This is a genomic window from Stenotrophomonas sp. STEN054, from assembly GCF_056854535.1.
On record NZ_JBXFWG010000004.1, the window covers coordinates 62,987 to 83,205 of the forward strand.

At 66.8% G+C, this 20,219-nt stretch carries 13 protein-coding genes; 6 read left to right on the top strand and 7 right to left on the bottom strand.

The genetic code is table 11. The features are described from left to right. Nucleotides 1–71: 71 nt before the first annotated feature. The 4 genes from AC1VXD_RS02480 to AC1VXD_RS02495 all read left to right on the top strand — a co-directional run bounded on the left by AC1VXD_RS02480 (nt 72) and on the right by AC1VXD_RS02495 (nt 6,245). Nucleotides 72–341, top strand: a complete 270-nt coding sequence (locus AC1VXD_RS02480) for a hypothetical protein (protein WP_482990679.1) — start codon at nt 72–74, stop codon at nt 339–341. A gap of 100 nt (nt 342–441) precedes the next feature. Further along, complete coding sequence (locus tag AC1VXD_RS02485; protein ID WP_482990680.1) at nt 442–3,432, top strand: TonB-dependent receptor; 2,991 nt, start codon at nt 442–444, stop codon at nt 3,430–3,432. Between the two features lie 117 nt (nt 3,433–3,549). Continuing rightward, nucleotides 3,550–4,563: a cupin-like domain-containing protein gene (locus AC1VXD_RS02490; protein WP_482990681.1), complete on the top strand. Its 1,014-nt coding sequence runs from the start codon at nt 3,550–3,552 to the stop codon at nt 4,561–4,563. A 107-nt stretch (nt 4,564–4,670) separates the two neighbouring features. Further along, the gene (locus AC1VXD_RS02495) at nt 4,671–6,245 is read left to right on the top strand and encodes a sensor domain-containing diguanylate cyclase (RefSeq protein WP_482990682.1); all 1,575 of its coding nucleotides are present in this window, start codon (nt 4,671–4,673) and stop codon (nt 6,243–6,245) included. 48 nt (nt 6,246–6,293) lie between these two features. Here the strand turns inward: AC1VXD_RS02495 and AC1VXD_RS02500 are convergent, their stop codons facing one another. The 7 genes from AC1VXD_RS02500 to AC1VXD_RS02530 all read right to left on the bottom strand — a co-directional run bounded on the left by AC1VXD_RS02500 (nt 6,294) and on the right by AC1VXD_RS02530 (nt 15,455). Then, nucleotides 6,294–7,166 carry an energy transducer TonB gene (locus AC1VXD_RS02500; RefSeq protein ID WP_482990683.1) on the bottom strand — a complete coding sequence of 291 codons (873 nt, stop codon included), beginning with the start codon at nt 7,164–7,166 and terminating at the stop codon, nt 6,294–6,296. Nucleotides 7,167–7,238: 72 nt separating this feature from the next. Further along, entirely contained in the window at nt 7,239–8,969 is a 1,731-nt protein-coding gene (aceK, locus tag AC1VXD_RS02505; RefSeq protein ID WP_482990684.1) for a bifunctional isocitrate dehydrogenase kinase/phosphatase, read from the bottom strand. Between the two features lie 207 nt (nt 8,970–9,176). Next, the gene (locus AC1VXD_RS02510) at nt 9,177–11,399 is read right to left on the bottom strand and encodes an NADP-dependent isocitrate dehydrogenase (protein WP_482990685.1); all 2,223 of its coding nucleotides are present in this window, start codon (nt 11,397–11,399) and stop codon (nt 9,177–9,179) included. Nucleotides 11,400–11,747: 348 nt separating this feature from the next. Then, nucleotides 11,748–12,257, bottom strand: a complete 510-nt coding sequence (locus AC1VXD_RS02515; RefSeq protein ID WP_482990686.1) for a hypothetical protein — start codon at nt 12,255–12,257, stop codon at nt 11,748–11,750. 60 nt (nt 12,258–12,317) lie between these two features. Next, the gene (locus AC1VXD_RS02520; RefSeq protein ID WP_482990687.1) at nt 12,318–12,611 is read right to left on the bottom strand and encodes a LysM peptidoglycan-binding domain-containing protein; all 294 of its coding nucleotides are present in this window, start codon (nt 12,609–12,611) and stop codon (nt 12,318–12,320) included. A 172-nt stretch (nt 12,612–12,783) separates the two neighbouring features. Continuing rightward, complete coding sequence (gene queF / locus AC1VXD_RS02525) at nt 12,784–13,602, bottom strand: NADPH-dependent 7-cyano-7-deazaguanine reductase QueF (RefSeq protein WP_482990688.1); 819 nt, start codon at nt 13,600–13,602, stop codon at nt 12,784–12,786. 545 nt (nt 13,603–14,147) lie between these two features. Continuing rightward, nucleotides 14,148–15,455, bottom strand: coding sequence for a M20 family metallopeptidase (locus AC1VXD_RS02530; RefSeq protein WP_482990689.1), 1,308 nt, complete (start codon nt 15,453–15,455; stop codon nt 14,148–14,150). A gap of 187 nt (nt 15,456–15,642) precedes the next feature. Between AC1VXD_RS02530 and AC1VXD_RS02535 the strand changes: the two genes are divergently transcribed. Together AC1VXD_RS02535 and AC1VXD_RS02540 are read left to right on the top strand one after the other, a co-directional pair. Continuing rightward, nucleotides 15,643–16,884 (top strand): efflux RND transporter periplasmic adaptor subunit, encoded by a 1,242-nt coding sequence (locus tag AC1VXD_RS02535; protein ID WP_482990690.1) that lies wholly within the window; start codon nt 15,643–15,645, stop codon nt 16,882–16,884. 74 nt (nt 16,885–16,958) lie between these two features. After that, nucleotides 16,959–20,192 (top strand): efflux RND transporter permease subunit, encoded by a 3,234-nt coding sequence (locus AC1VXD_RS02540; RefSeq protein ID WP_482990691.1) that lies wholly within the window; start codon nt 16,959–16,961, stop codon nt 20,190–20,192. Nucleotides 20,193–20,219: the final 27 nt, after the last annotated feature.

Genomic DNA, 20,219 nt, shown 5'->3' on the forward strand with positions numbered 1-20,219 from the left:
TTGTCCGCGGGCGCTCGTTGCCATGTCCAGAACCTGTCCTCCCGGTCATTGATTCAAGCCATCAAGCGGACATGCACGACATCCGGTGCGTGCTCCATTTGTCCAGCGCTGTCAGTACACAACAGCTGCTGCGTTCCGCCTGTGCACAACAGCATCCGCGCAGTTTTGTTCTGCACCGCACAACACAATTCCGCCGCTCCATTGGCAGCGCTGTCATTGCTGGAAAACCGCTGCAAATACCGCCGACAAAGGGAATTCATCAGCCTGAGCGCATTCATGGCAACGTTTACATGGCGACCCACCCCAGCGCCGATCAGGTGCACTTGATGGCAGTTTGTTGACAACGCTGTCAACCGTCGTTCCAATCCGGCCACATGCAGTAACCCGCGATCGGGACAACGCCGCAACGACACCACCGAATTCCCTGGGGAGGGAGCTTCCATGAAGACGTACAAGGCAGTACCTCGCAAGACGATGCTCACTTCCGCGCTGCTCGCAGCGCTTGCTGCACCAGCCTGGGCGCAGGACGCACCTGCCGGCGAAACACCCGACCCGGCCACGCTCGATACGGTGCAGGTCACCGGTATCCGCGGCAGCCTGCAGTCGTCGATGAACCTCAAGCGTGACAGCCAGGGCGTGGTCGATGGCATCGTCGCCGAGGACATCGGCAAGTTCCCCGATACCAATCTGGCAGAGTCGCTGCAGCGCATCAGCGGCGTGTCGATCGACCGCACCTCCAGCGGCGAAGGCTCGAAGGTAACCGTGCGCGGCATCGGCCCCGACTACAACCTGGTGCTGTTGAATGGTCGGCAGATGCCGGCGTCCAACCTGGGCAACGGCGGTGGCGGCCTGAACGGATCGCGCTCGTTCGACTTCGCCAACATCGCCTCCGAATCGATCTCGGCGGTGGAGGTGTACAAGACCACCCGCGCAGACAATCCGACCGGCGGCATTGGCGCAACGATCAACATCAAGACAATGCGCCCCCTGGAAGCGGCACCGGTCATCAGCCTGGGCATGAAGGCGGTGCACGATACCTCCAACGACAATGTGCCACGCACGATGCAGGGGTCCAACATCACCGGTGAGCTGTCAGGCATCTTCAGCCAGACCTATGCCGATGGGCGCTTCGGTGTAGCGCTCAGTGGCAGCCACCAGGAGCGTGACTCGGGGTTCAACCAAGCCACTGTGGCCGAAGGCTGGGCCACCCTGCGCGGCAATGACACTTCCGACTGGCGGGCCTTGCCCCAGCCGGGCCAAGGCTACTCGGACCGCATCAGCAACCGTCCCGGTCCGAACGATATCTACGGCCGGCCGCAGAACACCGCCTACAACGTCAACGCTGTGCAGCGCCAGCGCACCAACGGGCAGGCGACCCTGCAATGGAAGCCGGTGGACAACGTGACCACCACGCTCGATTACACCTACGTGGAAAACAAGGTGCAGCAACAGCGCAGCGAGCTTTCGGTGTGGTTCAACTACGGCCCGGGTGACAGCACCTGGACCAACGGCCCCGTGGCCGCGCCGATCGTCTATAGCGAAGACGTGGTCAACGGCGATGTCGCCATGGGCGGCATGAAGCTGGCCACGAAGAACAGCATGGAATCGGTGGGTTTCAATGTGGAGTGGGAGGTCAACGACGCACTGGATCTGTCATTCGACTACCACCGCGCCAGTGCTGAATCCCAGCCGGATGGCCCTTACGGCTCCGCCGGTGTGCTGGGCGTAGCTGCCTACGTGCGCGGCAAGACCACCGTGGATTACAGCGGCGAGCTGCCCATCATCAACATCGCCCTTCCGCCCGGTGGCGTGCAGGCATCGGACGCCCTGGTGACCGGCTCGGTGTTCCAGAACAGTTACAACAAGTCGGAGGTGGAGCAGTTCCAGGCCAAGGGCGTGTTCCGTTTTGCCGACTACTCGGCACTGGATTTCGGCGTGGGCCACACCCAGGTCGACAACCGCTCGGCGGCTGCCATCGAGCAGCGCGACAGCTGGGGCGGCGTGGGCACACCGGCAGACTACGACGACAGCATCTGGTACGCCGATGACATGGGCAAGTACTTCAAGGCGTTCTCCGGCCACAACGATCCCCGGCTGACCGGTCAGTTCCTGGTGTTCGACTTCGACCGCCTGCGCGACCGCGCCGCGCAGGTCGCCAACGGAGCGGAGCCAGCCTGCCCCACCTGCTATCTGGCCCCTACCGAGTACTCCGAGGATATCCGCACGAAAGAGACCTCCAAGAGCGCCTATCTGCAGTACCGCACCACGTTCGACTGGAACATGCCGCTGCACGTCGCGGCCGGCGTGCGCTACGAGCAGACTGAAGTTGAATCGCTGGCGCTGGTCAGGGTGCCGACCTCGATCAGCTGGAACTCGCTCAACGAATTCAACATCACCTATGCCGACGAAGGTGCATTCGTCGGCGGCAAAGGCAAGTACGACTATCTGCTGCCCAACGTCGACCTGAAGCTCGACTTCAGCGAGTCGCTCGCCCTGCGCGGCAGCTACAGCCGCAGCCTAGGTCGGCCTGGCTGGACGCAGATCGAAAGTGGCCAGCGCCTGGATAACATCGTGCGCACCCAGGGCGGCACCGGCTCGCGCGGCAATCCGGCACTGGAGCCGTTGCTGTCGGACAATTTCGACCTGTCGCTGGAGTGGTACTACGGCGAGGCCAGCTACGCTTCGGTGGGCTTCTTCCGCAAGAACATCAAGAACTTCATCAGCAACACCATCGCGCGCGAGAACGCCGGCAGCCTGCATACGCCGGTCGGTGGCGCCTACTGGAACGAGGCGCTGGCATCAGGCTGCGTGACCACCGACACGGTATGCATCCGCAACTACATCTTCACCAACCACGCTGGCGATCCGGGCGTGACCTCCACGGGCGTCAACTCGGCCGGCCAGCAGACCGGCAGTATCGTCGGCCAGCCGGGCGACCCGATTGCCGGGTTCGACATCACTCTGCCCGCCAACCAGCGCTCGGACCACCTCGATGGCTGGGAAGTGGCGGTGCAGCACCTGTTCGGCCGATCCGGTTTCGGCCTGGCCGCCAACTACACCAAGGTGAAGTCGGGGCTGACCTTCAACAACCTCAGCCTGGGTGACCAGTACCCGATGATCGGCCTGAGCGATTCGGCCAACGTGGTCGCGTTCTATGACAAGAATTCGTGGCAGATCCGTGCGGCCTACAACTGGCGTGACAAGTTCCTCAACGGCATCGGTGGCCAGGGCCCGAACCCGAACTACACCGCCGCCTACGGCCAGCTCGATCTGAACATCAGCTATGCGGTGAGCGAGCAGCTGACGCTGAGCCTGGAAGCGATCAACCTGACCGACGAGACCATGCGCACCTACGCTCGCCACACCAACATGCTGCGCTACGCCACCCAGACCGGCCCGCGCTACATGTTCGGCGTGCGTTACAAGTTCTGACCGGCTGCAGTACCGTGGGGCCGGGCATGGGCTCGGCTCTACGGGGCAGTCATCGGCCCGTGCAATTCTGTAGAGCCGAGCCCACGCTCGGCTCCACTCTGCCCTGGACACCCGCGCATGCCTCCGCCCTGCCCCATCGAAGAGATCCACGGCCTGGACCCGGCGCAGCTGCCTGTGCAGCTGACCACCTGGACCACGCCGAAGGTGATCCGTGGGCTGGTGGCGCACTGGCCGCTGGTGATGGCCGCGCGCCGATCCGCCGCCGAGGCGGTGGCCCACCTGGCCAGCTTCGACCATGGGCAGATGCCGGTGACGGCGACCACCGCCGCACCCGACACGCGGGGCCGGCTGTTCTACAACGAAGACATGAGCGGCTTCAATTTCCGCCGCGAGCAGATTCCGCTGAAGGTGGTGCTGGCCACGCTGCTGAAGTACGCCAGCGATCCCGCGCCGCCGTCCATCTATGTGGCTTCGACCACGCTGGACAGCTTCCTGCCGGGTTTCAGCCAGGCCAATCCGCTGCGCCTCGGCGTGGCCGATCCGCTGGCCAGCATCTGGATCGGCAACCGCTCGCGCATCGCCGCCCACCAGGACGTGCCGGACAACCTGGCCTGCGTGGCGGCCGGCCGCCGCCGCGTCACCCTGTTCGCCCCGGAACAGATCGACAACCTGTACGTCGGGCCGCTGGACTTCACCCCGGCTGGCCAGGCGATCAGCCTGGTCGATTTCCATGCACCGGACCTCCAGCGCTTCCCGCGCTTCGCGCAGGCGTGGGCACAGGCCCAGGTGGCGGAGCTGGAGCCCGGCGACGCGGTGTTCATTCCCTCGCTGTGGTGGCACCACATGGAGGGCCTGGAAGCGTTCAACGTGCTGGTCAACAGCTGGTGGAGACCGGTGCCGGCCTGGATGGATTCACCGATGAACGCGCTGATGCTGGCCATCCTCGCCCTGCGCGACCTGCCGCCGGAACAGCGCGCGCACTGGCGCACGATGCTTGACCACTATGTCTTCGACGCCGGTGCGCACACTGCCGCGCACGTGCCGCCGGATGCGCAGGGCGTGCTGGCGCCGCTCGATGCAGCCGGCGCCGAGCGCGTGCGCGATACGCTGCGGCGACGCCTGCAACGCTGACACCGGGTCACCGTACTTTCCCCGGGGCAGGCGAATGTGTCCATAATGGCGGTTCTCCCACCGTTCGTGCCCGGCTGCGCTGCCGCAGCAGTGGGCGCAGTCGCCGCATGCCACCGATCTCCAACCGCCTCAACCTGGGCAAGCTGATTCTTGGTCTGGCCCTGCTGAGTACGCTCATCGCCCTCGGCAACACGCTGCTGGCCAGCTACCGCGTGCAGCGCGACCAGCTGGTGAGCAACACATTGGAAGCCAACCGCGTCTACACCAGCAAGCTGGCCGATACGACGCAGACCTTCCTGCTCTCCGCGCAGCAGCAGCTGGCCTACGCCGCCACCCGGCTCGGCGAAAGCGGCCTGGATGCCGGCCACGCCCAGGGCGAAGCCAGCCGCCTGCAGCTGCAGTCCAGCAGCTTCAACTCGTCGCTGGTGGTCAATGCCAGCGGCCTGGTCATCGCCACCTCGCCGCAGACCCTGCAGCTGCAGGGCGAAGTGCTGAAGAGCTTCGGCAACAACCAGGCGCTGGCGCGTCGCCAGCCGCTGGTCAGCGATCCCTACCAGTCGGCGACGGGCAAGCTGCTGATCTCGCTGTCGCACCCGATCTTCGACCGCCAGGGCGCCTACCTGGGCTACGTCAGCGGCACCCTGTACCTGCGCCAGCGCAGCGCGCTGCATACGTTGCTGGGCAAGCACTATTACCGCGATGGTTCCTACCTGTACGTGGTCGACCACAACGGCCGCATCATCTACCACAACAATCCGAAGGAAGTGGGCACCTACGCGCTGGACAACCCGGCGGTGAAGGCGGTGATGCGCGGGCACTCCGGCAGCCAGCAGCTGGTCAACAACCATGGCGTCGCACAGCTGTCCGGCTATGCGCCGGTGCCGGCCACCGGCTGGGGCATCATCGCCCAGCGCCCGACCGAAGCGACCCTGCAGCCGCTGTCGCGGTTGATGACCTCGGTCATCTGGAACGCGATCCCGCTGGGCGTGCTCTCGCTGCTGATCACCTGGTGGTCTGCCAGGCGCATCTCGATGCCGCTGTGGCAGCTGGCGCGCAACGTGCAGGAAGGCGAAGACACCGGCAACGCGATCGACCATGTCACCGGCATCCGCGCGTGGTACTTCGAAGTGGCGCAGCTGAAGCAGGCGGTGCTGTACAGCTTCAACGCGCTGCAGGACCGCATCGGCACGCTCAACCGCGCCAGCCGGACCGACCCGATGACCGGGCTGCTGAACCGCCGCGGCCTGCAGAACGCGCTGGAGATGCTGCAGGCGCAGGGCGTGCCGTTCGCAATCGTGGCACTGGACATCGACCGCTTCAAGGCAATCAACGACGGGCACGGCCATGACGTCGGCGATGCCGCCATCGCCCACATCGCCGAGCAGATGCGCCGCCATTCGCGCGAGACCGACGTGCTGTGCCGTGCCGGTGGCGAGGAATTCCTGGTGCTGCTGCCGGGCGTCAGCGTGGTGGCGGCCCAGCAGACCGCCGAGCGCCTGCGCCAGGCGATTGCCGGGCAGCCGTTCGCGCCGGTCGGCAGCATCACCGTGTCGCTGGGCGTGGCCCATTTCCCCACGTTCCATGCCGACGTGGAACAGGCGCTGCGGCTGGCCGACAAGGCCCTGTACCTGGCCAAGGAACAGGGCCGCAACCGCGTGGTGGTCTACCCGCACGCGGATTGATCCGTGCGCGGGCGCGCCAGGCGATGCCTGGCGCTGTGGCCGCGCCGGTCAGCCCAGCGGCGTCAGCAGGCGCGGACCGTCGTTGCGGCCGACCATGTAGACGCCGCCTTCGGGCAGCAGGTCGGTACCGGTGGCCTTTTCGTCTTCGCCGGTCTTCCAAGGGGCCTGCTGGCGCGGGCCCGGAATGTAAGCCGTCCAGCGGCCATAGCGCTCTTCTCCGCGGCTGAGGGCAAAGTTGACGGGTATCCGCACCGTCCAGAACGGGTTGTCCTTGTCCTCGCCAGTGGTTGGCGGATTGAACGTCCAGCTGCGAGCGGTACTGACGCTGGCCTTGGCCAGCACATCGCGGAGCATCTGCATCTGGCGTTCGGGTGCAACCACCCTCAGGTTGGTGCGCTCGGCGATCACATCGGCCACCTTGCCATCACGCCCGACCTTCACCAGCAGCGTCACCTCACCCTGGCCGCCGATCGCGTACGCCCTTTCGGGGTAGGCCGGCGGGCGCATTTTCAGTGCCGTGACATCGTCGCTGGACAGCTTGTTCTCATCCTGGACCGGACCGAAGTTCGCATCGGCGATGCGGATCTGCATCGTGGCGTCGGTGAGACTGTCAGCCAGCAGGCGCAGGCGGACTTCGGTGCGAGCCCGCACCGGCTGGCCATCGACCAGCACCGGTTCGAAGCGCCACCCCTTTACCGAACCCTCGACCATGCCCGCCACGTCGGCAGACACCTTGTCACGGCGGTCCAGCTGGAAGTCTTCGACCTGGCCTTCGCGGCCAATGTTGATGACACCGTTCAGTGTCATGCTGGCCTCCATCTGCTTGCGCACCTCGCGCATGCTCTGCGCATCGGCGGTGCCGATGCAGGCCGCGCCGCCACCGAGGGCCAGGGTCAGGGCCAGGAAAAGGGAAGATCGCATCACACTCACTCCTTGTGTTCGAGGTACGAAGCCTACCGCAGGTCGCCGCGCGATGCGTTACGGCATGGCTGATCACGCCAGCCGATGGCCGGCCGCATACGGCGGCGTGTCAGGGTAGTCGGCGCTGGCAAAGCGGGCCTGCAGGCCCTGCCACCAGGCGGGATCGAACAGGTGTCGGTAGTGTTCACGCACCGCCGCCAGCTCCTGCGCCGGCAGGCCCATGAACGGACCGAAGCGCTCGGGAAAAACGTCACGCGGCCCCACATGGAACCAGGGTTCGTCGGCAAGTGCCTCTTCCGGCGTACGCGGCTGCGGCCACTCGCGGAATACGCAATCACTGACCAGGCACAGCTCGTCGTAGTCGTAGAACACGGCGCGACCGTGGCGCGACACACCGAAGTTCTTCGGCAGCATGTCGCCGGGAAAGATGTTGTTGCGGGCCATGTCGGTGATCGCCTGCGCGTAGTCCAGCACGGCCGCGCGCACGGCCGGCGCGCCCTGCTCGCGCAGGTACAGGTTCAATGGGCGGAAGCGACGCTGCACGTAGCACAGAGCGATCTCGATCTCGTCGCCCTGCACGCGCACGCTCTGCGCACACTGCTGCAGCAGCTCGTCCAGCACCGCCGGGGCGAAGCGCGCGCGCGGGAAGCGCAGGTGGCGGTAGGGCTGGGCATCGAGCAGGCGGCCGACGCGGTCCAGGTTGAACACCAGCGCGTACTTCTCTTCCACCTGCTGGCGCGACATCGCCTTGGGCCAGGCGAAGCGGTCGCGGATCAGCTTGAACACCAGCGGATAGCTGGGCAGGGTGAACACCGCCATGACCATGCCCGGCGTGCCCTCGGCATGCACCAGCTGTTCGTGCGGGTGTTCGTTGAAGTGGCGGAAGAAGGTGCGGTAGCGCTCTGTCTTGCCCTGCTTGGCGCGGCCGAGCACGGTGTAGATCTCGTCGATCGGCTTGCCCGGCAGCAGGCTGCGCAGGAACACCACGGCATCGCCGACGGTGGCCAGGTTGGCCTGGAAATAGCTGCGCGAGACACCGAACAGGTGGGCGACATCGCGGCGCCGGGTCAGCACCGCATCGGCGCGCAGGCCATGCTCGTCGTTGACCAGGGCGATGATGCAGGGCGAGAAGCGGTGTTCGCCGAACACGCGGCCGACCAGGTAGGCGCGGCGCTCGCGGTAGAAGACGGTATCGAGCAGCTCGATGCTGCGCACCGGCGTCTCGCCCCAATGGGCGAGGTCATCCTGCAGGCGGATGGCGATCGCCGCAGCGCAGCGCAGCTGGTGAACGTAAGGCACGTCGAAGCGGCAGTCGGCCAGCACCCGCTGCAGGGCCTCCACCGGGCGCGTGGGCGATACCGCGTAGGTGTGGCGAGCCACCGGGTGGGTGATCGCATCGGAGGGTTCGATGTCGAAGGCGATGAATTCCAGCGCCGGGTCGACCCCGCGGGTGGCGAACAGGCGCCGCGCCAGGGTGTTGTAGAAGGTCTTGTACAGTTCGGCGTCGATCGAACCCTGCAGCAGCGCGTTGTAGTGCGCGTGCACCTGCAGCCACAGCGCGCGCACGCCGATGGCATCGCCGGCCATGCGCCGCAGCGCATCCATCCGCTCGGCGATGCACAGGTCGTACAGGGCGATGCGCGCGACCGCATCCTGCCGTGCAGCGGCCCAGTCGCGCTGCTCGAAGCGCCGCCGCGCCCGCCCGGTGATCGCCGCGAAGCGCGCGTGGTAGTCCTCGAAGCCATCGCGGATGGCCACGGCGATGCGCGGTGCCAGGTCGACGGCGATGTCAGGCTGGGACATGCACGGCTCGGCAGGGAGACGGGCATCCACCATACGCCGGCGTGGGGGAGCTTGTGTAGAGCCGAGCCCATGCTCGGCTGCTTCTGCTTGCGCCCTTTCCTAGCGTCGAGGCAGCCGAACATGGCTCGGCTCTACACAAGCCCGCACAGGCAAAAAGAAACCCGCGCCGTAGCGCGGGTTTCGATTTCACTTCCTGGGGGCGATCGATCAGCCGCGCAGCTGCTCCAGCGCGGTGTTGAAGGTCGCGCTCGGGCGCATGGCCTTGCTGGCCTTGGCCACGTCCGGACGATAGTAGCCACCGATGTCCACGGCCTTGCCCTGCACTGCGGCCAGCTCGTCAACGATGGTCTGCTCGTTGTCGGTCAGTGCCTTGGCCAGCGGAGCGAAGCGGGCCTTCAGTGCGGCGTCTTCATCCTGCGCGGCCAGGGCCTGGGCCCAGTACAGCGCGATGTAGAAGTGGCTGCCGCGGTTGTCGATACCGCCCAGCTTGCGCGAGGGCGACTTGTCGTTGTCCAGGAACTGGCCGTTGGCTTCGTCAAGCGCCTTGGCCAGCACGCGGGCGGCGGCGTTGTCGTAGCGGTTGCCCAGGTGTTCCAGCGACGCGGCCAGAGCCAGGAATTCACCCAGCGAATCCCAGCGCAGGTAATCCTCTTCGACGAACTGCTGCACGTGCTTCGGGGCCGAACCACCGGCGCCGGTCTCGAACAGGCCGCCACCGGCCATCAGCGGCACGATCGACAGCATCTTGGCGCTGGTGCCCAGTTCCATGATCGGGAACAGGTCGGTGAGGTAGTCGCGCAGCACGTTGCCGGTCACCGAGATGGTGTCCTCACCCTTGCGGATGCGGTCCAGCGAGAAGGCGGTCGCCTCCACCGGCGGCAGGATGCGGATGTCCAGGCCGTTGGTGTCGTGGTCCTTCAGGTACTGCTCGACCTTGGCGATGACCTGCGCGTCGTGGGCGCGGCCGGCATCCAGCCAGAACACGGCCGGGGTGCTGCTCAGGCGGGCGCGTTCGACGGCCAGCTTGACCCAGTCCTGGATCGGCGCGTCCTTGGTCTGGCACATGCGCCAGATGTCACCGGCTTCCACGGCGTGCTCGAACACCACGGTGCCGGCCTCGTCGGTGACCTTGACCACGCCGTCGGCGGCGATCTGGAAGGTCTTGTCGTGCGAGCCGTACTCTTCAGCCTTCTGCGCCATCAGGCCGACGTTCGGCACCGAGCCCATGGTGGCCGGGTTGAAGGCACCGTTGGCCTTGCAGTCGTCGATGACGGCCTGGTACACGCCGGCGTAGCAGCGGTCGGGGATGACGGCCTTGGTGTCCTGTAGCTTGCCTTCGGCATTCCACATCTTGCCGGAGTCGCGGATCATCGCCGGCATCGAGGCGTCGACGATGACGTCGCTCGGCACGTGCAGGTTGGTGATGCCCTTGTCCGAGTTGACCATCGCCACGCCCGGACGCTGTGCGTACTCGGCGGCCAGGTCGGCTTCGATCGCGGCGCGGGTGGCTTCCGGCAGCGACGGCAGGCGTGCGGCCAGGTCACCGATGCCGTTGTTGGCATCGAAACCGGCCTGCTTCAGCACGTCGGCGTGCTTGGCCAGCACGTCCTTGTAGAACTCGTTGACGGCCACGCCGAACATGATCGGGTCGGAGACCTTCATCATGGTCGCCTTCAGGTGCAGCGAGAACAGCACGCCCTGGGCCTTGGCATCGGCGATCTGCTCACCGATGAAGGCCGCCAGTGCCTTGCGGCTCATCACCGCGGCATCGACGATCTCGCCGGCCTTGACCGCGGTCTTTTCCTTCAGCACGACAGCGCTGCCGTCCTTGCCATGGAAGGTGATCTTCAGCGAACCGGCATTGGCCAGGGTGGCCGACTTTTCGCTGCCGTAGAAATCGCCGGCGGCCATGTGCGCGACGTGCGACTTCGAATCCGACGCCCAGGCGCCCATGCGGTGCGGATGCTTGCGCGCGTAGTTCTTCACCGACAGCGGTGCACGGCGGTCGGAGTTGCCTTCGCGCAGCACCGGGTTCACTGCGCTGCCCTTGACCTTGTCATAGCGCGCCTTGTAGTCGCGCTGCTGGTCGTCGGCCGGGGTTTCCGGGTAAGCCGGCAGCGGGTAGCCCTGGTCCTGCAGTTCCTTGATGGCGGCCTTCAGCTGCGGCACCGAAGCGGAGATGTTCGGCAGCTTGATGATGTTGGCGTCAGGGGTCGTCGCCAGCTGGCCCAGCTCGGCCAGGTCGTCGCTGACCTTCTGCGCGTCGCTGAGCAGTTCCGGGAACTGCGACAGGATGCGGCCGGACAGCGAGATGTCACGGGTTTCCACCACGATGGCAGCGGTGGCGGTGTAGGCGTCGACGATCGGCAGCAGCGACTGGGTAGCCAGGAACGGTGCTTCGTCGGTCAGCGTGTAGAGGATCTTGGACATGGGGGACTTGGACTCTGTAGCAGTTCTCAGGGGAAGGCCGGCGCAGGCGCCGTGCCACGTGCAACCGTGTCACTTTCCCCGCCGCCGTGAGGGTGGGCGCGCGATGGGGAAACCCCTGCATTGTCGCGTTTTCAGCCGCGCGGGGCAAAGCCATGCCATACGCTGCGGTACTGCACCACGGCAACGCTGTGATCGAGCCGCGTGGTGTCGGATGCAACCATGTCGGCCACGCGCGCCAGTAGATCCACGCCATGCGTGGATGGAGCTTCTCCTGGAGCCACAAACAAAAAAGACGCAGCCTCGCGGCTGCGTCCATCGTGAGTCCAACCGGGAGAGAGTCGGCGGGACTTACTTGACCTCGAACTCCTGCGGCATTCCCGCCGCCTTGCCATCAACCATGACTTCTGCGCGGTACTTGCCCGCCGGCCAGCCATTGGCGTTCTTGAACGTGATGTTGGTCGTCTCGGCACCCGAGGCATTCAGCGTAGCGTTCTGCTCGCCGGCCACCTGGCCGTCCTGGAAGGTCAGCTTGGCACCTACGGTGACATTGTTTGCAGCAGCATCGGTGCGCACCGACACAATCACATCGTCCTTCGGCGCGAACAGCGCGGCCTGAGCCACCGACTTGTCAGCGGCAGCGGTCTTGCCCACGGTGACGGTCGATACGGCGACCGGAGCCGCTTCCGCCATCGGCGGCGGCGCGCCGGTCATCGGCGCCGGTGCCGGCTCAGCCGGGGTGGTCGCGGCCGGGGCGGCGTTGTTGTCGGCGGACTCTTCTTTCTTCTTGCAACCGACCAGGGCAACGCTGCCCAGCAGGGCGGCGATGAGGGCGGTCTGGAGCGGGCTGGTCTTGATCATTCGGGTATTCCTCCCAGGGATTATCGGACGGCCTTGGTGCGCCCGTGGGCGCGGGCCGGCTTATTTCGGCGGCAGCTTCAGGGTCTGGCCCGGGAAAATCTTGTCCGGGTCGTCGAGGACGTCGCGGTTGGCCTCGAAGATCTTCTTCCAGGCGTTGGCATCGCCCAGGTGAAGTTTGGCGATCTTCGACAGCGAATCGCCCTTCTGCACGGTGTACGTGCCGACGCTGACCACGTCGGCGGTGCTGTCCACCGATGACGTGACGCCGGAGAAGTCCGCCTTGGGTACCAGCTCGGCGGTGCTGTCGACGCTGGAAGTGACGCCGGAAAAATCGGCTTTCTTCTCGGTGCTCATCCACACACTCCCGTCTGCATGACTACGTGGATGGCACGGTGACATGGAGGTTGTTAAATGGGGATGGTGCAGATGTGAAGCCGCCCGGGTGGGCGGCTGAACAATCGGGGTGGCGGGTGCCCGCTGCGCTTGCCGGCCAGCGGCCGGCATTCCCCTTAACCGCCTGCGGCGGTCACTGGCGCAGCTCGCGGAAGGTCGCGGCCGGGCCGGCGATGCCGTGGCTGGCGCGCCAGGGATTGATGTCCAGGCCGCCGCGGCGGGTGTAGCGCGCCTCCACTTCCAGCCACAGCGGCTGGCAGCGCGCGGACACCTCGCTGAAGATGCGCTCCACGCACTGCTCGTGGAACTCGGCATGCTCGCGGTAGCTGACCAGATAGCGCAGCAGGCCGGCGCGGTCGATCTTCGGGCCACGGTAGCGGACGCTGACGGTGGCCCAGTCCGGCTGGCCGGTAACCGGGCAGTTGGATTTCAGCAGGGACGAGACCAGGGTCTCCTCCACCACCTCGCCGGCATCGGCAGCGAGGTAATCCGCCTGCGGCGGGCCGTAGCAGTCGATCCCCACGTCCAGGCCATCGATCGATTCGCCCAGCGGCGCCTCGACCAGCGGCGGCAAGCCGAACTGCACCTGCACCGGCGCACCCGCGCAGGCCGACAGATCGGCCACCAGGCGCTCGCGCAGCGCCTCGGCGCTGTCGATGCGGGCACTGTTGAGGGAGTTCAGGTACAGCTTGAACGACTTCGATTCGATCAGCCGCGGCGAGGTGCACGGCACCTGCACGGTGGCCACGGCCACCTGCGGCTTGCCGCGCGGGTCGAGCCAGCTCAGTTCGAACGCGTGCCAGCGGTCGTGGCCGACGAACGGCAGCGCGGCGTCATCGAGGCCGATCTCGGCGCGGGCGCTGATGCGGGGGATGGGAAACAGCAGGCCGGGATCGTACTGCGACGGGTAACTGACCTCGCGACCGAGGCTGGAGTCCTGGGGGGTGTTCATGCTGCTTATTGTATCGCGCGAAAAGCGGGCCTTCGGCCGGGTCGGCCAACGGCGGAGCCCCTCCGTGGTGGTGGTGGGCAGGATCTCGGGATTGGCCGGGGGGGGGTGGGGTGGGGGGGGGGTGTGCGCGTTCATGCGCGTCTTTGGGGGGGGGGCCCGGGCCTCTCGGGCCCCCCCCCCCACCCAACCCCCCCCCCCCCGGGCCACGGACAGTCTCCCGCGCCACCCCGGGAAAGATCAGGAAAATCAAAATCAAAAGCCGATCCTTCAGACGTTCATGACGCCTGCCGTGCCGACCAACGGTCGGCACCCACCAAAGCAGAAGGCCGTTCCGACAGATCGCGGAAGTCTGTCGAAGGCGGGGTGGGTCCGGTTGAGGGGGTGTGAGCGGCATGGATGCCGCGACCAAGCCCCCATGGACGGGTTTACGGCGTCCCCCTCAACCGGACCCACCCCGCCATCCCACGGATAGCCCGCTGTTGCTGTTGCTTCGGCCGTTGCCGTTGATTCTGCGGGTGCAGGGCTGCAAGCCCTGCCGGAATACCTCAGCCGGCGCCGTTCAAGTAATCCAGGCTCACCTGCATCAACGCCCGGAACCCGACATCCAGCGCCTTCTCATCCAGCAGGAACTTCGGCGAATGATTCGCCGGCGCCGTCGCCGGGTCGATGCCCACGCTGGTCGAACCGACGAAGAAGAACATGCCCGGCACTTCCTTCGCGTACAGCGAGAAATCCTCCGCGCCCATCTGCAGCGGCGGCTCGTACACGTTGTCCTTGCCCACCACCGCCTGCAGGCTCGGCAGCATCTTCGCGGTCAGCGCCGGGTCGTTCACCGTCGCCGGGTTGCCTTCCGACTCGTAGATGTCGGTCACCGCCTTGGCCCCGTGCGCGGCCGCGGTGTGCTCGGCTACGTTGCGCAGGTCGGCGAAGATCTGCTGACGCATGCCCTCGTCGAAGGTGCGGATGGTGCCGACCATCTCCACTTCGTCGGGGATGATGTTGTAGCGGATGCCACCGTTGATCGCGCCGAAAGTCAGCACCGCCGGCTGCTTGGACAGGTTGGTGCGGCGACTGACGATGGTCTGTGCGGTACCGATCAGGTCGGCGGTGGCCACGATCGGGTCCACGCCGTTCCACGGCGCCGAGCCATGGGTCTGGCGGCCGGTCACCTTGATGCCGAAACGATCCGACGCCGCCATCAGCGGGCCGCCACGCACCGCGATCTGGCCCGCCTGAACGCTGGAGAACACATGCAGGCCGAACACCGCCTCCGGCTTGAAGTCGGCAAACAGCCCTTCCTTCAGCATCAGCGCGGCACCGCCCTCTTCCGGCGGCGGTGCGCCCTCTTCGGAGGGCTGGAAGATCAGCATCACCTGGCCCGGCAGGTCCTTCTTCATCGCCACCAGCGCCTGCGCCACGCCGAGCAGGGTGGCGGTGTGCGCATCGTGGCCGCAGGCATGCATCACGCCCACGGTCTGCCCGCGGTACTGCGCGGTGGCCTTGGACGCAAACGGCAGGCCGGTCTGCTCGGTCACCGGCAACGCATCCATGTCCGCGCGCAGGGCGATCTTCGGGCCCGGCTTGCCGCCTTCGATGATCGCCACCACGCCGTGGTGGGCAATGCCGGTCTTCGGCTTCAGGCCCATCGCGCGCAGGCGCTTGGCGACCTCGGCCGAGGTACGCTCCTCCCGGTTGGACAGTTCCGGATGCGCGTGGAAGTCACGCCGCCACTCCACGACCTGGGCCTGCAGGCGCTGCGCGGCGGCGGTCACCTCCGGGCGCTCGCCCTGCTGGGCGTGGGCAAGGGCCGGCAGGGCCAGCAGCAGGGCGGACAGCAGCAGGGAACGGCGCATCGGGGGGTCTCCACGGAAGGGGTCTGCACCTGAATGTAGGCCAACACCGCCCCCACGGGAACCTCCTCCGCCGCGCCCGGTCTTAGCGCCCGTCCCATACGTCATGCAGGAAACGTAGCGGGCCGCAGGTATGCTTTGCGCATTGCCACCCGGGGTCCGCCCCGTCCAGCCCTCTTGGAGTCCTTGAATGTCACGTGTTTGGAAGATCGTGCTGCTGGTCGTGGCAGTGCTGGTGCTGGCGGTGGTGGGCGTACGCGTCCTCGGTGGCGGCAAGGACAAGGCCGGTGGCCAGGCCGCAGGCGCGCGCCAGGGCGGTGAGGATCCCGATGCCGGCCCGGTGCCGGTGACCGTGGTCGATGCGACGCGCCAGGACGTGCCGGTGTATGCCAGCGCGCTGGGCACGGTCACTGCGATGAACACCGTCACGGTCAGCCCGCAGGTCGGCGGCCAGCTGATGAGCATCAATTTTCGCGAGGGCCAGGAAGTGAAGCAGGGTGACCTGCTGGCACAGATCGACCCGCGCAGCGCCCAGGCCAGCTACGACCAGGCCGTGGCCGCCAAGCGCCAGAACGAAGCGCTGCTGGCCACCGCCCGTTCCAACTACCAGCGCTCCAACGCGCCGGAGTACCGCCAGTTCGTCGCCAAGACCGATCTGGATACACAGCGAAATCAAGTGGCACAGTACGAAAGCGCGGTGGCCGCCAACGAAGCCAGCGCGCGTGCCGCACAGGTACAGCTGCAGTACACCCGCATCACCGCGCCGATCTCGGGCATCGCCGGCATCCGCGCGGTCGACGCCGGCAACGTGGTCAGCGCCGGTACCGCGCTGGTCACCCTTACCCAGATCCATCCGATCCACGTGCTGTTCAACCTGCCCGAGCGCCAGCTCGGCGACGTACGCCAGGCGCAGAACGCCGGTGCCGTGCCGGTGGCAGCGCTGGACCGCGCCGACTCGCACGTGCTGTCCGGTGACGGCAAGCTGGACGTGGTCGACAACCTGATCAGCGCCGACAGCGGCACCTTCAAGGCCCGCGCGATCTTCGACAACACCGACAACGGCCTGTGGCCGGGCCAGTTCGTCAACGTGCGCATGCAGCTGCGCACGATCGGCGGCGGCGTGGTCATCCCCACCCAAGCGGTGCTGCGTGGCCCGGACGGCGAGTACGTCTATCTCGTGCAGGCCGACAACACGGTGAAGATGCAGACGGTCCGCAGCGGCGTGGAAGTGGGCGACAGCCAGGTGCAGATCGCCGAAGGCCTGAAGGGCGGCGAGCGCGTGGTCAGCGAAGGCCAGTTCCGCCTGAAGCCGGGCAGCAAGGTGACCGCGCTGAAGCCGGGTGAGACCCCGGCCGCGCCGACCGAGGCCGAACTGAAGGCCGCCGAACAGAAGAGTGGCGGCGGTGGCCGTCGTGGTGGTGGCCCGCGCTGAGCGCAGGCCACCCTTTCCTTTCGCGCCGGCCTCGCAGCCGGCGCTGCCATTGAAGCGCCAGCAAGGATCAGTCCGTGGGCTTTTCGACGATCTTCATCCGCCGTCCCATCGCTACCTCGCTGTTGATGGCGGGTCTGTTGCTGCTGGGCATCCTCGGTTACCGCAAGCTGCCGGTGTCGGCGCTGCCGGAAATCGATGCACCCAGCCTGGTGGTCACCACCCAGTACCCGGGTGCAAACGCGACCACCATGGCTTCGCTGGTGACCACGCCGCTGGAGCGCCAGTTCGGGCAGATCTCCGGGCTGGAACTGATGACCTCCGATTCCTCGGCCGGGTTGTCGACGATCATCCTGCAGTTCTCGATGGACCGCGACATCGACATCGCCGCGCAGGACGTGCAGGCGGCGATCCGCCAGGCCACCCTGCCCTCCTCGCTGCCGTACCAGCCGGTCTACAACCGGGTGAACCCGGCCGACGCGGCCATCGTCACACTGAAGCTGACCTCGGACACGCGTCCGCTGCGTGACGTCAACAACTACGCCGACTCGATCCTCGCCCAGCGCCTGTCGCAGGTGCAGGGCGTGGGCCTGGTGTCGATCGCCGGCAACGTGCGCCCGGCCGTGCGCATCCAGGTCAACCCGGCGCAGCTGTCGAACATGGGCCTGACCATGGAGGAGCTGCGCAGCGCGCTCACCCAGGCCAACGTCAATGCGCCCAAGGGTTCGTTGAACGGCAAGACCCAGTCCTACAGCATCGGTACCAACGACCAGCTGGCCAGCGCCGCCGAATACCGCGACACCATCATCAGCTACAAGAACGGCCGACCGGTGCGGTTGTCCGACGTGGCCGACGTGGTCGATGGCGTGGAGAACGACCAGCTTGCCGCCTGGGCCAACGGCAAGCCGGCCGTGCTGCTGGAAGTGCGCCGCCAGCCGGGCGCCAACATCGTGCAGACCGTCGAGCGCATCCGCGCGATCCTGCCGCAGCTGCAGGGCGTGCTGCCGGCCGACGTGCACCTGGAAGTCTTCAACGACCGCACCGAGACCATCCGCGCCTCGGTGCATGAAGTGCAGTTCACCCTGATCCTCACCATCGGCCTGGTGGTGGCGGTCATCTTCGTGTTCCTGCGGCGGTTCTGGGCCACCATCATTCCGTCGGTGGCGGTGCCTCTGTCACTGGCTGGCACCTTCGCGGTGATGGCCTTCGCCGGCATGTCGCTGGACAACCTCTCGCTGATGGCGCTGGTGGTGGCCACCGGCTTCGTGGTCGACGATGCAATCGTGATGATCGAGAACATCGTCCGCTACATCGAGCAGGGCAAGAGTGGCAAGGAGGCGGCCGAGATCGGTGCGCGCCAGATCGGCTTCACCGTGCTGTCGCTGACCGTGTCGCTGGTGGCGGTGTTCCTGCCGCTGCTGCTGATGCCCGGCGTCACCGGCCGCCTGTTCCATGAGTTCGCCTGGGTGCTGAGCATCGCGGTCGTGCTGTCGATGCTGATCTCGCTGACGCTGACCCCGATGATGTGCGCCTACCTGCTCAAGCCCGACGCCCTGCCCGAGGGCGAGGACGCGCATGAGCGCGCAGCGGCGGCCGGCAGGCAGAACCTGTGGACGCGCACCGTGGGCCTGTACGAGCGCAGCCTGGACTGGGTGCTGGACCACCAGCGCCTGACCCTGGCCGTGGCCGGCGGCGCCTTGGTGTTGACCGTGCTGCTGTACGTGCTGATTCCCAAGGGCCTGCTGCCCGAACAGGACACCGGCCTGATCACCGGCGTCGTCCAGGCCGACCAGAACATCGCCTTCCCGCAGATGGAGCAGCGCACCAGGCAGGTGGCCGAAGCGCTGCGCCAGGACCCGGACGTGACCGGCGTGTCGGCCTTCATCGGCGCCGGCAGCATGAACCCCACGCTCAACCAGGGCCAGCTGTCGATCGTGCTGAAGGAACGCGGCGAGCGTGACGGCCTGGATGAGATCCTGCCGCGCCTGCAGAAGGCCGTGGCCGGCATCCCCGGCGTGGCGCTGTACCTGAAGCCGGTGCAGGACGTGACGCTGGATACCCGCGTGGCCGCCACCGAGTACCAGTACTCGCTGTCCGACGTGGATTCGGCCACCGTGGCCACCCAGGCCACGCGCCTGACCGAGGCGCTGCGCAAACGCCCGGAACTGGCCGACGTCGACAACAACCTGTCCAACCAGGGCCGCGCCCTGGAGCTGAACATCGACCGCGACAAGGCCAGCGTGCTGGGCGTGCCGATGCAGACCATCGATGACACGCTCTACGATGCGTTCGGCCAGCGCCAGATCTCGACCATCTTCACCGAGCTCAACCAGTACCGCGTGGTGCTGGAAGTGGCACCGGAGTTCCGCACCAGCACCGCGCTGATGGAACAGCTGGCCGTGGCCTCCAACGGTGCCGGCGCACTGACCGGCACCAACGCCACCAGCTTCGGCCAGGTCACCTCGTCCAACTCGTCCACCGCCACCGGCATCGGCGCGCAGAACACCGGCATCACCGTCGGTGCAGGCAACATCATCCCGCTGTCGGCGCTGGCCGACAGCAAGGTCACCAGCGCGCCGCTGGTGGTCAGCCACCAGCAGCAGCTGCCGGCGGTGACGGTTTCCTTCAACATCGCCCCGGGCTATTCGCTGTCCGATGCGGTCAAGGCCATCGAAGAGACCAAGGACAGCCTGGACATGCCGGCCCACCTGCATGCCGAGTTCATCGGCAAGGCGGCCGAATTCACCGGCAGCCAGACCGACGTGGTGTGGCTGCTGCTGGCCTCGCTGGTGGTCATCTACATCGTGCTGGGCGTGCTGTACGAGAGCTACATCCACCCGATCACCATCATCTCGACCCTGCCGCCGGCCGGTGTCGGTGCGCTGCTGGCGCTGATGGTGTGCGGCCTGAGCCTGTCGGTGGACGGCATCGTCGGCATCGTGCTGCTCATCGGCATCGTCAAGAAGAACGGCATCATGATGGTGGACTTCGCCATCGAGGCGCGCCGTGCCGGTGCCAACGCGCATGAAGCGATCCGCCGCGCCTGCCTGCTGCGCTTCCGCCCGATCATGATGACCACCGCCGCGGCCATGCTCGGCGCGCTGCCGCTGGCGCTGGGCACCGGCATCGGTTCGGAGCTGCGCCGTCCGCTGGGCATCGCCATCGTCGGCGGCCTGCTGCTCTCGCAGCTGGTCACGCTGTACACCACGCCGGTGATCTACTTGTACATGGAACGCTTCTCGGAGTGGATGGCCCGCCGCCGCGAGCAGCGCGCCCTGCGCGACGGCACGCTGCAGGAGCCGCAGGCATGATCCACGCCCCGCTGCTGCGGGGGGCCG